The sequence below is a fragment of the Pseudomonas khavaziana genome, from assembly GCF_036704165.1.
Lineage (GTDB): Bacteria > Pseudomonadota > Gammaproteobacteria > Pseudomonadales > Pseudomonadaceae > Aquipseudomonas > Aquipseudomonas khavaziana.
In genome coordinates this window covers 2,570,321-2,584,377 of the sequence record NZ_CP129946.1, presented here as the reverse complement: position 1 = coordinate 2,584,377, position 14,057 = coordinate 2,570,321, and the positions used below count along the sequence as shown (strand labels likewise).

Here is a 14,057-nt window from a genome sequence, read left to right as displayed (position 1 = left end):
AACCCTCGGTACAGCCTCACCGACCATGGAGGGAATCCACGATGAAAAAACTCAGCCTGACACTGTCCATTGCCTTGCTGACCGCCTGCGCCAGCAACAACTCACCGTCCAATGTGGTTGCGCCCGGTGATGCTAAGTCGCCCACCACGCGCACCCTGGATGCTGGCGCTGCGGTGCTGCAATCGCGCCCGCCGGTGGATGCGTTGAATGCCTACCTGGACGGCTTCCATTTCTACAACGGCCACCCCGAAGTGCAGATGGAAGCTCATCACTACTGCGCGATCCTCAATGAAGAAGTGATCCAGTGCGTGATCTACGACGGCAACCGCAAGGATGCCAAGCTGATGGGGGTGGAATACATCATCAGTGAGCAGCTGTTCAACGCCCTGCCCGCGCAGGAGAAGGCGCTGTGGCATAGCCACGTACATGAGGTCAAATCAGGCCAGTTGGTTGCACCGGGCATTCCACAGTTGGCCGAACATGCCCTGATGGAGAAACTCGTGCATACCTATGGCAAGACCTGGCACACCTGGCATACGGACCTTCACAAGCAGCTGCCGTTGGGCGTGCCGCAACTGATGATGGGGTTTACCGCCGACGGCCAGGCCGACCCGAAGATGGTCGCCGAGCGGGATAAGCGCCTGGGCGTGGACAGCAACCAGAAGAAGGCCGCACGCGCGGATATCGCCACTCCCGCCATTGCTCCTGGGGCGGATGCGTGGCGCCAAGGCAGGATTATCCAGATCGACGACCCGACCCGGACTCCCCACCGGCACTGACCGCTGACCACCGAAGTGCCAGCTATCGAGGTGTCCGACAATCTTTCTGAATTTTTTCTGGCGTCAAATATCTGTAGCACATGAGCTTAGGGAGGCCTCATGAAAACCAACGAACTGTTTACCATCGAGTATCAACTTCACGGCAAGCCCAAATCGTTCATCTTGCGTGCGCCGCAGATGAATACTGCCGACGCCTGGCATTGGGCAAGTTGCGATGCCGGTGTGGCGGTCATACCGAGGTTCGGGCAAAACAACCTCAAGCGCGTTTCCAAACCGATGGCGGAAAAATACGGCATCACTGATGTGCGCTGGTGCGGTGCGGCGCAACTCCAGTGGGCGGAGGATTTGACACAATGAACGGCCAGACGCTCGACTACACGCCTTCAGAGGGATGGGATGACGAAATAGCGCAGAACACCCGGATGTTTTTCGAAGCCGATCGGCTCGATACCTTGGCGTACCAAATCATCGAGTCCTACAGCGGCGACGCGAGCACCTGGCTGCGTTTCACCGAAGCCAAGAAGCTCGCGGATGCGCAACGCACGGCGGCGTATCAAGAATGGATGCGCATCCATCGAGCGAAGGGAAGTAAGCGCCAACCCGGGCGTTACTCGTAGGGGATAACCGAGATCTTGCCGTTGCGCTCCAGAATCGCGAAGCGTATCTGCCGGATCTCGACAAGCCCTTGGGTGGACCGGGCCGCCTCAAGGATGTCGCCTTCATCCAGGCGCGCATGCTTGAGGCGTTTGTGCAGTACCTGGCCCTCCTCGACCAGCACCGTCGGCCCACCATCCAGCACCCGTGCCAACCCGGTTGAGCGCTGCTTGACCAGCGAGAAGCCAATGTCGATGGCAATCAAGGTGACGATCACCATCACGGCATTGGTCAGCGAGAAATCGTCACCGAGCAGTGCCTGCTGGGTGGCCTCGCCGATGACCATCAACAGCACCAGGTCAAAGGTGGTGAGTTCAGCCAGTGTGCGCCTGCCGGCCGCCTTGAACAGCACCAGCAGTACCAGGTAAATCGCCGCAGCCCGCAACACAGAGTCCATGGTCGCCCCTAGGGATAAATGAATTGGGAAAGGCCCACTGAAGCGCCCGATGCCAGCGCCACCTTGGTTTGAAAGCTGCCAACACCGTCGCTGTTGAGGGTCACGTGAAGCATCGCATGACCGTCGTTGTCGCTCAGCACCCACACCTTCATGCCATCGCCTGCGGTACTGGCCTTGAGTGGCTGGGGTTGCAGCATTTGTACATTGAAGCCCTGCAACAGCGCGCCACTGAGCTCCACCTCAAGGGGCTCACGCGCCCGGCCTTGCACATGAATCACCAGTGCATCGGTAGCACCATTGCGCAGGAAGCGCTGGTACTCGACACGCAGCTGCCCATCGGCGCTACGTACCTCGGCACTGCTCAATGGGCCCTTGGAAAACAGGCCGGCCAAGGTCAAGCCCATCAACAGCACCATTGCATACCAACCCCATCGTTCGAAGCGCCAGACCTTACGTTGCAAGGTCATGTCCTCGCTGACCGGGTAATTGCGGCTATGCAGGTCACGATGGTCTGGCGGCTTCATACCCTGTCCCCGGGTCCGGTTCATAACCTTTTAGGTGTGCGTGGGGCCGCGCGGGTTCATTCTTTCGAGGGACCCTCCAGCCACCATCTAAAAAGAAGATGGTTTGGGCGGAACTGAATCGTTGAAATGATCGAAATTTCAGCGGCAACCCAGTTGATACCGAGCCTTTTTAAGTGGGTCACAGCTCTATCAGTCCCGCTTAACCAGGAGCCTCGTCATGCAATACAACGACACGTACACCCAGATGATGGCCTGCCGTCAATTGGCGATGGAGCAGAACCAGAAGCTGTTCAACCAGGCCAATGCCCTCAGCCGCAGCGCATACCAATTGCTGGAAAGGCCCGACCTGGACAGCGAGCTGTTTGATCAATACCTGCACCTGCGCGGCAAGGCTGAGGCGCTGTTCCGTGAAGCGATTGATCACCTCGGCGTGCTCAACGAGCATTTTCCGGCGCCGTCTTCATTGCTTGAAAATGAGCGTTCCAGAAGCGCCCAAATTGCCAAGGAGGTGGCCTGATGAACGACTCACAACGCGCCTGGGAGCTGGCCATGGTATTGATTGCCAATGGCAGGATCCCGTTCGACCCGGCCAACCCGAGGGGGTCAGTGAAGATCCTCTCGCGGCATCTTCAAGCGCTGGAAGCAGCGTTGCATGACCAGGCGATTGCCGCCGATACTGCGCCGACGCACATCACCGGGCATGAACACACACGCCACGAGCGCCTGGGCAAAAACCGCAGGCCCGCGCTGGTGTGTGCCGATTGAGAGTGGGTAACCCTGTATGGTAGTTTCGATCTGGAACCTCTCCATGGCCACTGTACGGGACACCACGACTGTGACTGATCAGCAAGCAGGCTGGATGAAAGCGCAAATCGAAGCGGGCCATTCATGACTGAATCCCGCTTTGCCGCCGCTCCCCCACACTGGCTGATCCGCCAGGCCATGCCCGATGATGTGCATGCCCTGGTCGCACTGGATGCCTACGCCACCGCCCACGCCAGCCGTCGTGTGTTTATCTATGACGCGGTGGTTCGCCAGCAATGCCTGGTCGCCGTCGACGCTGGCGTATGCGCGGGTTACCTGGTGCTCACCCATGACTTTTTCGATCACGGTTTCGTCGCGCTGGTGGTTGTGTCACCCACGCACCAGCGCCAGGGTGTGGCCCTGCGTCTGCTGGCGGCAGCCGAAGCGGCCTGCAAGACGCCCAAGCTCTTCGCTTCGACCAATGCCTCCAACATCGCATCCCAGGCACTTATGACCAAGGCCGGGTTTGTCCCCAGCGGGCAGATCGAGAACCTTGACGAAGGTGACCCGGAGCGGGTGTACGTCAAATTCATTCGCTGATCGACAATCCATTCATGACTGATCACGCCCAGGCGATCACCCACGCAGCCAAGTAGAGTCCCACGCCAAACACCCCATGATTGATCAGGCTGCGTAGGCAATTCTTGCCGGGCATAGGCGTCTTGGATGAGGCAAATCCCGCGCCCATGGCGGGCTGTATCACCAACAGCGGGACGGCCACGGTGACCACACCCAACACGAGGGCCGGCACAAAGGTGGGCGCTTGCAACCAATCAGCCCCTTCAACCCACACCAGCAGCAGCGCAAAAACCACACCCGTGACGTAATGCGCGATCCAGCCCAGGGTCACTTCCCCTCGAACCGGTAACGCCTGGCCGATGCTCGAATGAGTGAAACGGCCTTGGCACGCATGGCCAACCCAACGCCCCACAAACGCGAAATTCAGCGTTGGCACGCCAAGGGCCTTCATCAGCAGCATCCACATATCCATCACCACGGTAGCCCCTGCCCCCAACAACACAACCTGTGTAACCCCTTCCAGCGCTGTCATACCGACCTCTTAGTCATGGACCCATTCAACCTGCGCAGGCATCATAGAAGTTGAAGTCAACTTCAAGTCAATGGTCTGCCAATGGATATCACCGAGGTCGTCAAACGCACGGGCATTCCTGCCCATACGCTGCGTTTTTATGAAAAGAAGGGGCTGATTACATCGACCAGCCAGCCCGGTGCTCGCCGTCATTTCGCAGCAGCGGTCGTTGAGCAGTTGGCGATCATCGCCCTCGGGCAGGCGGGTGGCCTGTCGCTGGACGAGATACACGCCATGCTGTCACCCAATGGCCAGGCCAATGTGGATAGAGCGGTACTGCTGGCCAAGGCCGACGAGATCGATGCGACGGTCAAACAACTGAAGGCCATGAGTCGGGGTTTACGTCACGCCGCCGCCTGCCCCGCACCCAATCACGCGCAATGCCCGAATTTCCAGAGGTTGCTCAAAATCGCTGCCGCTGGGGCGTTCAAGCGCACTACTGTCGGCCGCCACACCGGGGTTCGGCCTGTTCACTCAACCATTGAGGCATCATGATTCGCGACTTTCAACACACTGACCTTGAACCGGTGCTGGATATCTGGCTGCAAGCATCGATCCTCGCCCACCACTTCATCGCCCCCCAGTTCTGGCATGAGCAACTGGGCGCCATGCGTGACGTCTACCTGCCCAGCGCCGTGACACGTGTGTTTGAGGCCGACGGCAAAGTCCTCGGGTTCAGCTGCGTGTATGAAGATACCCTGGCGGCGCTGTTTGTCGCGCCCGCGCATCAGGGCGGCGGCGTGGGTACGCGGTTGCTCGCAGACGCAATGCAATCCCGATCAGTTCTACAACTGAGCGTGTATTCGCAAAACTTACCCAGCCTGCACTTTTACAAGAAGCACGGGTTCATCGTACTCAACGAACAACGGGACGAACATACGGGTCACTTGGAAAAGGTCATGTGCTGGAGCGCTGCTGGCGTCCGAGGAACCTTTCCTTGAATACACAATCTGTGGTTCACCCTTTTGAGCTGATGTGAGAACCGCCTTCCATGATCCTGATAAAAGCCGCCTTCTGCCTTTCACTGCTCAGCGCCGGCTTCATCGTTGGCTATGCCGCGAAACCTACAACTGAGCTGCAAGTCACCGCTGGCCAGCTCATGAAGTGCGGCGAACTCACGATGCCGACACTTGGGATGTGAGCCGGCAAGCACATAAGTACAGGCCGTTTCAGCCGCCCGAAGCAATGTCCATGGGCTGCCGGGAAAACCCATTGCGCCCGGCAGCCTTGGCACCGTAAAGCGCCGCATCGGCCGCCTCGATCAAACCTGATACTGGCTCCAGCCGTGAGCCTGTACCCGTCGCAATGCCGATACTCACACTCACGCGCCCGAACGGGCTGCCGGAATGGGGGATGTTTGCCTGTTGCAGTCGCGCAAGGATCCTTTCTGCGACCACCGTCGCGCCTTCGATGTCGGTCGCCGGCATGATGATCGCTATTTCTTCTCCGCCATAGCGCGCCACCAAGTCTGATGGTCGCTGCACACAGCCCTCCAACAGTGTACTGACTGCCTGCAAACACGCATCTCCCGCGACGTGACCGCAGGCATCGTTGAAGCGTTTGAAATAATCGATATCGATCATGAGTAACGCCAGCGAGGTGCCGTCGCGCTGCGCTCGGCGTGCTTCCAGGGCCAGGGTTTCGTCGAAGCAGCGGCGGTTTGCCAGGCCGGTCAGCGCATCCTTCTTGGCCAATAGCGCCAATTGTCGATTGGAGTCGAGCAGCTGTTGCTGGGCCACGTGCAACGCCTCTTCCGCCGCAGTACGTCGGCGGATATCCAGGATCAGGAACCAGCCGATCACCCCCGTCAGCCCCAGTAGCCCCGCCACCACCACAGCAGACAATGCCGCCTCGATACGCCACGCCGCAAGGGCCTCGCGCTTGCCCAACGCGACCGTGGTGATCAGCGGCAGGGTCTCGCTTTTGCGGAACGCGTAGAGCCGCTCCACACCGTCCAGGCTGGAAGTGTAGGCGGCGGTGCCGACCGGTTGGTCGACAAGGTACTTGGCGTAGATAGGCGACTTGGAAAAGTTGCGGCCCATGTCCTGTTCACGGAAGGGGTAGCGCACCAGCAGGGTGCCGTCGGTATACGACAAACCGATCGCGCCGTCCTGGCCGACGTCGAGTTTGCCGAACACCCGCAGGAAGTTTTCCACCCCCAGGGTGACCGCAACCACCCCGGCGAAGTTGCCCGACGCATCATTGAAGCGGCGGCTGATGGTCACCACCCACTCGTGGTTGGTACGGCTCTGGATCGGCGGGCCGATAAAAGGCTCACGGCTCGGATCATCGCGATGATGAATGAAATAGGCGCGATCGCTGCTGTTGGCACCCACTGGGATCGGCCGGTTGGACGACATCAACCAGTGGCCGTGATGGTCGTAGACGGTGATGCCACTGAGTTGCGGCATCAACGGCTGCTGCCGACCGATCAGGGTACTGATACGCTCGATCTGCGCCGGGCCACTGCCTTCGGTTTCCAGGCGTTCGACCAGCCCGAGCAACAGCAGCGAGCTTTGCCGCACGATACCTTCGGTGTAGGTGGTGAGTGCCTGGGTAAGGTTCAGGCCGTGCACGTCCACCTCCGCCAGCGCGCGCTCACGGGAAGACAGGACTTTCCAGATGGTCAGGGAGGTCAGGGAACAGCCAATTACCAACAGCAAAAGCATCACAAGGCGAGTATCACGCTTCACGTCAGTACCTTAAGGAAAGTCCGGTTTCCCATTCCAGTCGTCATTCAAACGCCGGCGCTTAGCCGCGGTCACATGTTCCGCGGTGCAAGCATACAAGCAGTCTGGCGTGGCTGCAGCTACTGTGAGCGCAAGGGTTGAATCCGTGCTGGGGCTGCAGGGGGAAACCGGCTCGGAGAAATCAGCATGCAGGATTTTCTCGCCGGCTTTGATGATCAAATCCAGGCAGCGCTGGCCTGGACTGCCGCCAGGCCTGGCCGGCGCTCACTGACGCCTGCATATCTGACTCATTTGCCTCCCGTCACATCCAGGAACGTACCTGTCACGAATGACGCCTCGGCACTGGCCAACCACAAAATCGCCCGGGCCACCTCCTCCGGCTGACCGCCACGCCCCATGGGGATCGAGTCCTTGACCCGATCGACCCGCCCCGGCTCGCCGCCGCTGGCATGCATGTCGGTGTAGATGTGCCCGGGGCGCACACAGTTGACGCGGATGCCTTCCCGGGCCACTTCCTTGGCGAACCCGATGGTGAAGGTTTCCAGCGCGCCCTTTGACGCCGCGTAGTCGAGGTATTCATTCGGGCTGCCAAGACGCGCCGAGGCCGAGGAGATGTTGATCACCACACCGCCTGCACCGTTGTGCCGATACGCCATACGCTTCACCGCCTGCTGGGCGCAGAGCATCGGTCCGATGGCGTTGACCGCGAAAATGCGCTGCATACGCTCCAGGCTCAGGCCCTCGAGGCGCGACTGAGTCGCCAGCACGCCGGCATTATTAACCAGGACGTCGAGGCGCCCGAACCTGCGGTCGATGGCCGCGAACAAGGCGGCGATCTGATCGGGCTCGGCGCTATCGGCCCGTACGGCCAGGGCTTTGCGGCCCATGGCCTCGATATCCGCAACCACCGCCAGCGCCGCGGGCTCGTTGGCAACGTAACTGATCGCCACGTCATAGCCTTTTGCGGCGGCCAGCCGGGCGGTCGCGGCACCCACTCCGCGACTGCCACCGGTGATCAGAATCAGCGGTGCCTGCAAGACGTCAACCATTGAAAATACCTCCTTAGAAAATGGCTGTTTAGCCGATGATGAAGGTGCCGCCGGCGATCACTACACACGCAAGGATCCTGCGTGCGGTAAGGGTTTCGCCAAGAAAAAAGTAGCCAATCAACATCGCGAACAACACGCTGGTTTCGCGCAATGCCGATACCGCGCCCAACGGCGCTTCGTTCATGGCGTAGATCACGATTGCGTAGGCCAGCAAAGACACCAGCCCGCCGACCGCCGCGGCCAGGGTTCCGGGGCGCGGGCTTAATAAACTGCGGGCATCGCGCAGGCCGATGTACACCGCTGGCATCAGCACGCCCCACAACGCGCACATCCATACGGTGTAGGCCAGCGGTGCGCCGGAGAGCCTGGCGCCAATGCCATCGACGACGCTGTAGGCGGCGATGAAGCAGCCCGTTCCCAGCGCATAGGGCAGGCTGGGAATCGAAAGCCGGCGCCCGCTGAAGGCCAGGGAAATAATCCCGCCTGACACCAGCGCAACCCCCAGCAACTCGCCGGGGGCAATGCGCTCCCCGGCGAAGACCGCAGCCCCCAGGGTGATCAGTGCCGGCGATGAGCCACGGGAAATCGGATAGATCTGCCCCAGGTCGCCCACCCGGTAGCTGCGCACCAGGAACAGGTTGTAGCCAACATGCAGCAATGCCGAAAGCACCCCATAACCCCAGCTCTCAATCGCCGGCGGTGCCATGAACACTGCGGCGATGACACAGGTGACGGCAATGACCATGCACATGACCGTCATCGACCATAGCCGGTCGACACCACCGCGCAATAGCGCGTTCCAGCTGGCATGCAGCAGTGCGGCGAACAGCACCAGGAAAATGATATGAGTCGGCATGCGCCATCTTAGGCAAGCCAAGGCCCCGGCTTACAGCGAAGTCTCCTCATCACAGCATGAACAGTTACTCATACTGCCCGTTGCAGTTTCAGCGATTCTGCGAGCAACCATTGACGAAAGCTGACCACATGGGGTTGCGATTCGATGCCCTTGGGGCACACAAAATAGTAGGCAAGCGGTGACGGGAACGGCACATCGAACAGGCGCACCAGGCGGCCATCGCTGATTTCCTGCTCCACATGCCCGCTGCGCACCAACGCGATGCCATGGCCGAGCAAGGCCGCCTCGACGGTCATGTTGGTGTCGCCAAACCTGACGCTTTCCCTGAGCGGCGAAAAGGCCAGCCCCACCGCTTGAAACCAGACCTCCCATTTCGGCGCCAGCTCGGCGCCATCCCGAGCCAGCAAGGGGAAGTCCAACAAATGGGCGGGGCTGCCCGGGGTGCCGAGACGCCGCAACAGTTCGGGGCTGGCCACGGGAAACACCTGCTCGCCGAACAGGAATTCCGAATACAGGCCCGGGTAGTTCCCCTTGCCCAGCCGGACCGCGACATCGGCTTGGGCGTCGGAAAAGTGGATGACGTCGTCCGTGGTGTCCAGCGCAACCAACAGCTCTGGGTGCTGGCGCGCGAGGTTCGGCAAGCGTGGCAGCAGCCATTTCAAGGCAAAGGAATAAGTGGTGCTGACCTTGAGCCGTACCCTGCCCTTTTGCTCGCGCAGGTCGGCCAGGGCGGCCTCCAGGCTCATGAAGAATTCCCGTACGATGGGCGCCAGCGTAGCCCCCGCGGCCGTCAGGCGTAACGACTGGCCACGCTCGAACAACGCCAGACCCCACAGCGCCTCCAGATGCTTGAGCTGGTGGCTGACTGCGCTCTGGGTGACATGCAACTCCTGGGCGGCCGCCGTAAAGGTCGGATGCCGAGTAGCGGCTTCAAAGGCGCGCAAGGTCGCGGTGGGCGGCAGATCTCTCATAGGTAGGGTATCCGGCGAGTTGGCAGCAAGCGCTGAGCATGAGCGTTCACTCATGTTAGCGCTAATGCACGAGGTTCGCGTACTGCTCCAGCAGCCACGCCAAGTCCTGATAACCGCTCGCCAGATGAGGCGCGCCAAGCCTGCTCAACGAGCGGGATGTGCGCCGCGCCTGTGCGGCGCCGATTGCGGGATGATGGGCATATCGTGCAACCCGCCGCGCACCGCTTTGCACACATCGGGCAACGGGAGATGCCGGATCAATGCCGCTGGCTTTGCGCTGTAGCCGATTCAATTGCTTGCTCAGTTGCAGCGACAAGTAGCCCGCCTGGTATTCGTGCGGGTGATCAGCGCCAAGCAAACTCTTCAACGTCACTAACCGGTGTTGTTGCTTGGCTTGCCATTGAGCATGATCGATTGTACTGGCCTGGCGTAGCAGCAGGCGTGTGTGCTGGTGCAGCGCACGTTTCAATGCGCGTACCTGCCTGGCTGGCTCTTTGGGCAGGATCTGGAACGCCAAGAGGCACACAAGCATCGCCACGATCCAGGCCAGCGCCTGGTTGGCGAAACCGACGAAATCGTAGGTGGCGGTCATGCCGGTGCTCACCAGGGTGTTGAACCCGATCAAGTAGGCAACCCCTTGCAGGGCATGGCGCGGCTGGCTCGTCGCATGGATGCCGAACGACCAGAACCCTGCCATGACCAGCAACAATAGAGGGAAGCCATTGATCTGCGGCATCAGCAGAAATTTGCACAGCGCTGCCGCCACAATCGCGTAGAGCGTGCCGCGGATAAAGCCGTTGATGCCTTGGGTCGGCGCGGCAGCGGTCGCCACCAGTGTGCAGCACGGCCCCAGCACCGCGAGTAATGTGGGCCCCTGATCCCAACCGCTGAAATACCAGATCGCACCCGCACTCAGTGTGGCGAACAGTGCCCGGATGCCGTTTCGTGCCGCGTCCGCGTAATTGCGGTGATAGCCCACGGCGCGTATCGGCCCGCGGCGGGCATGATCGAGGCTGGAGAAGTTCAGCAAGGCCGCGCCCAGGTCCGTCAGTTGGTCGTCCAAGCGATCGCTGCGCAACCGCACCTGTGGGCTCGAGTCGGCGCGAGCATCCGCCCAGCGACGCAATGGCTCCAGCGTATCGGCCGCAGCGCGAAAGTCGCAGCGGGCATCCGCCAGGTATGCACTCAGTTGCTGCAACCCTGTGCTTATCCGGAAGCGCAACGCCGGGTTGATTCCGTGGTAGGGGTGCTCCGGGTGCGCGTCGAGCACCGCCGAGTGCAGATGCGCCAGGCCGGCCTGAATCGCCAGCTGCCGCGAGCGGATCAGCGACGACTCGCCACGGCCTAGCCCCAGCTGGTCGTCCACCTTGCTGATATCGATCGCGAGCTGGTGCCGTTGCGTCGCCAGCTGCGCAGGCTCTTCGCCTACAAGGCTTGCCGCGAGCAACCGGGCACTGCGCGCGCAGGCGTCGACGAGCGAGCTTCGAACTTTATGCTCCATGGTCTTGGCGCTGAACAGCGTCGCTACCAGGCTCAAGCTGAGCACGCCGAGTGCTACCGCCGTGCCACGGGTGATGATGTGGTCGAAACCCTGCTCCGGCGCGACGATGGCAGGGCCCAAGGCCAGGCAGACGGTATAGCCCGCCACCACTGCCGCAGTGGCCTGGTAATGACGCAAGACCGTCATTGCACCGACGCACAGGCCCAGCCATATACCGACGCCCAGTATGAACAACAGCATCTGTTGCGCGAACAATCCAATCAGCACGAAGGCCGCGACCATGCCGACCAGGGTGCCCAGCATCCGGTACACACCCTTGCCTCGCACTGCCCCCTGGATAGGCTGCACCAGCAGCAACACGGTGGAAGCGCCCGCAAACGGCGAATCCAGATGCAGTTGCAAGCCGAGCCACAGTGCCAGGCCGGCCGCCAATAGACTGCGCAGCACGTAGGCAAGCGTGGCGGATGTCCAGGGCCGAGGGATCGCCGCTAAAACGCGTGTCGCCAGGCCAGTCATCACATGAACGCCTGCAGCCATTGGGTGAGTCGCCACCGTGGTGCTCCGCCCGGCTGCGTCACTTCGACACTGGCGGTCATGCCCGCCGCCAACTCCACCCCGTCCGGCACCTTGTCCAACTCGATGCGCACGGGCACACGTTGCGCCAACCGAATCCAGCTGAAGGTCGGGCTGACCTGGGGCAAGCCGCTGTCGTTGCGCAACTCATTGGTGTCGGCAATGCCCCTGCCCAGGCTTGCCACGTGGCCTTGCAGCAGCGGGTCAAAGCCCATCAGCTTGATCGACACCGCTGCGCCGATACGTACACCCGGCAACTTGGTCTCTTCAAAATAGCCCGTGATCCAGAAACTATGACCGTCGACCACAAACAGGTTAGTGATGCCCGCCTGCGCGTAGTCACCGGGCTGCAGGCGCAATTGCGTGACATAGCCGTCCACCGGCGCACGAATGGTGGTGCGGTCCAGGTCGAGCTGGGCCTGGGCCAACTGGCTGCGTGCCGCGTCCAGGCGCGCCTGGGCCACGGCCAAGTCACGCGCGGCATTGTCGATCTCTTCACGGGCAATGGCGCCGCCCAGCTGCGCTCGCCGCTTGAATTGCGCGCTGCGCTGCTCGAACACACTGCGCGCTTCTGCGAACTCTGCGGTGCGCTGCTGCTGGGTCAATCGATAAGCACGCGCATCGATGCGATAGAGCGGGTCGCCCTTTGCCACCCATTGGTTGTCACTGGCCCACAACTGATCGATTTGGCCGGACACCTCGGGCGCAATGCGGATCACCTGTGCACTCACCCGCCCGTCCCGCGTCCAGGGCGCCAGCACATAAGCGCGCCAGAGTTGCAGGCAAAACACCAGGGCCAGCACACCAAGTCCCAGGGTGGCGGCAGTTTTAAGGAGTTTGACGATAGACATGCGCGGCCTCGCTCAGCAATGGACGACCATCGTCGACACGACGATGAGCGAGACGAAAAAACGCGCCAGCGCCGGGTGCCACGCCAGGTCCAACCAGCGGCGGGTCAGGCGCTCGATCAGCTGGTAGGCCAGGACGGACGCACCCAGGTAGATCAACAAGGGCGGAAAGTAGAGGTTGGCAATCGAGATTTCGCTGAGCATGGCAAGCACCGGGATTCGGGAGGTTGTGGCATTCGCCCGCCCACTGGAGGCGGGGCTTGCAGGTAATGCTAGGGAATTACTGCCACTGCCGATATTGAGTACACTGCCAAAATATAATCAAATTCGGACAACCCTGGATGACCTTGCATGGCCGAAATCCACGTCGATCAGTTTGAGTACGACACCCTTTCCCAGCCCGCCGTAGCGCTGATGCTGGAAACCCAGCGCAACGACAGCGAGTCCGCCGTACACAAGCACCGCAAGGGGCAACTGGTGGTGGCGTATTGCGGTGGCATTGTGTGCACGGTGGAAGATGGCGTATGGATGGTGCCATCAGGGTTCGGCGTGTGGATTCCGGGGGGCGTCGCCCACAGCAACCGCGTGACGGCCAACGGGCAGGTGTGTTTTCTGTTCGTGGAGCCCGGCGCTGCGTCGCTGCCGGGTCGCTGCTGTACCTTGGCGCTTACGCCATTGATCCTGGAACTGATCCTGCACCTGAGCGGCCAGGCCCAGGATTACCCGGCCAATTCGCGCAGTGCGCGGTTGGCCCACGTACTGCTCGAAGAACTTGAACTGGCGCCCACGGAACAGCTTTACCTGCCTTTACCCGCCTCAAACCCGTTGCGCACCATTGCCCGGGCACTGGCGCAAGATCCCGCCAACCGCACCACCATGGCGAGCTGGGCGCGTCACGTCGCCATGAGCGAACGCTCGCTTGCCCGCCTGGTAAAAGCCGAAACCGGCCTGACCTTCGGACAATGGCGCAAGCAGTGGCAGATCATCGTCGCCCTGCAAAACCTGGCCGAAGGGCAATCGGTGCAGAGAACCGCTGAAGCCCTCGGCTATGAGTCTGTCAGCTCGTTCATCACGATGTTTCGTAAAACCCTGGGCACTTCACCGGCCCGCTACCTGCGCAATACCACATTGCGGTAATGAGCCCAGTGAAAGCCATCAGCGGTGCCGGATGAAACTGCCGCAACCATAGCGGACTGAATGCACAATGCATGGCCGAGGCGGCTGACCCGAAGTTGTGTAGCAGCCGACGGTAACCACGATGCGCAGCGAGCCGCTCTTGATCTTGCTTTTGATCTGAGGCGCCCCGTTAAACCACGCTGGC

Annotated in this window: 20 protein-coding genes; 10 read left to right on the top strand and 10 right to left on the bottom strand. The window is 61.2% G+C overall.

The window, feature by feature from the left end; genetic code table 11:
• Nucleotides 1-41 precede the first annotated feature (41 nt).
• From QYQ93_RS11645 to QYQ93_RS11635, 3 genes are all read left to right on the top strand, one after another.
• Complete coding sequence (locus QYQ93_RS11645) at nucleotides 42-779, top strand: OBAP family protein (RefSeq protein WP_338476980.1); 738 nt, start codon at nucleotides 42-44, stop codon at nucleotides 777-779.
• 99 nt (nucleotides 780-878) lie between these two features.
• Nucleotides 879-1,136 (top strand): DUF6555 family protein, encoded by a 258-nt coding sequence (locus QYQ93_RS11640; protein WP_043051446.1) that lies wholly within the window; start codon nucleotides 879-881, stop codon nucleotides 1,134-1,136.
• Nucleotides 1,133-1,396, top strand: a complete 264-nt coding sequence (locus QYQ93_RS11635) for a hypothetical protein (RefSeq protein ID WP_338476978.1) — start codon at nucleotides 1,133-1,135, stop codon at nucleotides 1,394-1,396. The genes QYQ93_RS11640 and QYQ93_RS11635 overlap by 4 nt, the downstream gene beginning before the upstream one ends.
• On the opposite strand, the gene QYQ93_RS11630 is transcribed toward QYQ93_RS11635, so the two are convergent.
• Together QYQ93_RS11630 and QYQ93_RS11625 are read right to left on the bottom strand one after the other, a co-directional pair.
• Nucleotides 1,387-1,830, bottom strand: coding sequence for a DUF421 domain-containing protein (locus QYQ93_RS11630; RefSeq protein WP_338476977.1), 444 nt, complete (start codon nucleotides 1,828-1,830; stop codon nucleotides 1,387-1,389). The two genes, QYQ93_RS11635 and QYQ93_RS11630, sit on opposite strands and share 10 nt — an antisense overlap.
• Before the next feature lie 8 nt (nucleotides 1,831-1,838).
• Nucleotides 1,839-2,354 carry a hypothetical protein gene (locus QYQ93_RS11625; RefSeq protein WP_043051449.1) on the bottom strand — a complete coding sequence of 172 codons (516 nt, stop codon included), beginning with the start codon at nucleotides 2,352-2,354 and terminating at the stop codon, nucleotides 1,839-1,841.
• 217 nt (nucleotides 2,355-2,571) lie between these two features.
• On the opposite strand from QYQ93_RS11625, the gene QYQ93_RS11620 reads away from it, so the two are divergent.
• From QYQ93_RS11620 to QYQ93_RS11610, 3 genes are all read left to right on the top strand, one after another.
• Nucleotides 2,572-2,871: a hypothetical protein gene (locus QYQ93_RS11620; RefSeq protein WP_338476976.1), complete on the top strand. Its 300-nt coding sequence runs from the start codon at nucleotides 2,572-2,574 to the stop codon at nucleotides 2,869-2,871.
• Nucleotides 2,871-3,119 carry a hypothetical protein gene (locus tag QYQ93_RS11615; RefSeq protein ID WP_338476975.1) on the top strand — a complete coding sequence of 83 codons (249 nt, stop codon included), beginning with the start codon at nucleotides 2,871-2,873 and terminating at the stop codon, nucleotides 3,117-3,119. Before QYQ93_RS11620 ends, QYQ93_RS11615 begins: the two co-directional genes overlap by 1 nt.
• A gap of 123 nt (nucleotides 3,120-3,242) precedes the next feature.
• Nucleotides 3,243-3,698, top strand: coding sequence for a GNAT family N-acetyltransferase (locus tag QYQ93_RS11610; protein ID WP_043051452.1), 456 nt, complete (start codon nucleotides 3,243-3,245; stop codon nucleotides 3,696-3,698).
• Nucleotides 3,699-3,720: 22 nt separating this feature from the next.
• Here QYQ93_RS11610 and QYQ93_RS11605 read toward each other — a convergent pair whose 3' ends face one another.
• On the bottom strand, nucleotides 3,721-4,209 hold the full coding sequence (locus QYQ93_RS11605; protein WP_338476974.1) for a DUF2938 domain-containing protein: 489 nt from the start codon (nucleotides 4,207-4,209) through the stop codon (nucleotides 3,721-3,723).
• 81 nt (nucleotides 4,210-4,290) lie between these two features.
• On the opposite strand from QYQ93_RS11605, the gene QYQ93_RS11600 reads away from it, so the two are divergent.
• Genes QYQ93_RS11600 through QYQ93_RS11590 form a run of 3 tightly spaced genes read left to right on the top strand, consistent with a single transcriptional unit; the run spans nucleotide 4,291 to nucleotide 5,389 of the window.
• Nucleotides 4,291-4,743: a helix-turn-helix domain-containing protein gene (locus QYQ93_RS11600; protein ID WP_043051454.1), complete on the top strand. Its 453-nt coding sequence runs from the start codon at nucleotides 4,291-4,293 to the stop codon at nucleotides 4,741-4,743.
• Nucleotides 4,740-5,189 carry an N-acetyltransferase gene (locus QYQ93_RS11595; RefSeq protein WP_338476973.1) on the top strand — a complete coding sequence of 150 codons (450 nt, stop codon included), beginning with the start codon at nucleotides 4,740-4,742 and terminating at the stop codon, nucleotides 5,187-5,189. Before QYQ93_RS11600 ends, QYQ93_RS11595 begins: the two co-directional genes overlap by 4 nt.
• A gap of 50 nt (nucleotides 5,190-5,239) precedes the next feature.
• Nucleotides 5,240-5,389: a hypothetical protein gene (locus tag QYQ93_RS11590; protein WP_217882184.1), complete on the top strand. Its 150-nt coding sequence runs from the start codon at nucleotides 5,240-5,242 to the stop codon at nucleotides 5,387-5,389.
• A 28-nt stretch (nucleotides 5,390-5,417) separates the two neighbouring features.
• On the opposite strand, the gene QYQ93_RS11585 is transcribed toward QYQ93_RS11590, so the two are convergent.
• From QYQ93_RS11585 to QYQ93_RS11555, 7 genes are all read right to left on the bottom strand, one after another.
• A complete protein-coding gene (locus QYQ93_RS11585; protein WP_338476972.1) occupies nucleotides 5,418-6,941 on the bottom strand; it encodes a diguanylate cyclase in 1,524 nt (507 codons plus the stop codon).
• Nucleotides 6,942-7,225: 284 nt separating this feature from the next.
• On the bottom strand, nucleotides 7,226-7,987 hold the full coding sequence (locus tag QYQ93_RS11580; RefSeq protein ID WP_338476971.1) for an SDR family oxidoreductase: 762 nt from the start codon (nucleotides 7,985-7,987) through the stop codon (nucleotides 7,226-7,228).
• A gap of 28 nt (nucleotides 7,988-8,015) precedes the next feature.
• Entirely contained in the window at nucleotides 8,016-8,843 is an 828-nt protein-coding gene (locus QYQ93_RS11575; protein WP_338476970.1) for a DMT family transporter, read from the bottom strand.
• A 68-nt stretch (nucleotides 8,844-8,911) separates the two neighbouring features.
• The gene (gcvA, locus tag QYQ93_RS11570; protein ID WP_338476969.1) at nucleotides 8,912-9,814 is read right to left on the bottom strand and encodes a transcriptional regulator GcvA; all 903 of its coding nucleotides are present in this window, start codon (nucleotides 9,812-9,814) and stop codon (nucleotides 8,912-8,914) included.
• 61 nt (nucleotides 9,815-9,875) lie between these two features.
• A complete protein-coding gene (locus tag QYQ93_RS11565) occupies nucleotides 9,876-11,831 on the bottom strand; it encodes an FUSC family protein (protein ID WP_338476968.1) in 1,956 nt (651 codons plus the stop codon).
• Nucleotides 11,831-12,739, bottom strand: coding sequence for an HlyD family secretion protein (locus QYQ93_RS11560; RefSeq protein WP_338476967.1), 909 nt, complete (start codon nucleotides 12,737-12,739; stop codon nucleotides 11,831-11,833). Before QYQ93_RS11560 ends, QYQ93_RS11565 begins: the two co-directional genes overlap by 1 nt.
• 12 nt (nucleotides 12,740-12,751) lie before the next feature.
• Nucleotides 12,752-12,940 carry a DUF1656 domain-containing protein gene (locus QYQ93_RS11555; RefSeq protein ID WP_043051462.1) on the bottom strand — a complete coding sequence of 63 codons (189 nt, stop codon included), beginning with the start codon at nucleotides 12,938-12,940 and terminating at the stop codon, nucleotides 12,752-12,754.
• Nucleotides 12,941-13,087: 147 nt separating this feature from the next.
• On the opposite strand from QYQ93_RS11555, the gene QYQ93_RS11550 reads away from it, so the two are divergent.
• The gene (locus QYQ93_RS11550) at nucleotides 13,088-13,873 is read left to right on the top strand and encodes a helix-turn-helix transcriptional regulator (RefSeq protein ID WP_338476966.1); all 786 of its coding nucleotides are present in this window, start codon (nucleotides 13,088-13,090) and stop codon (nucleotides 13,871-13,873) included.
• The last annotated feature ends 184 nt before the right edge of the window (nucleotides 13,874-14,057 follow it).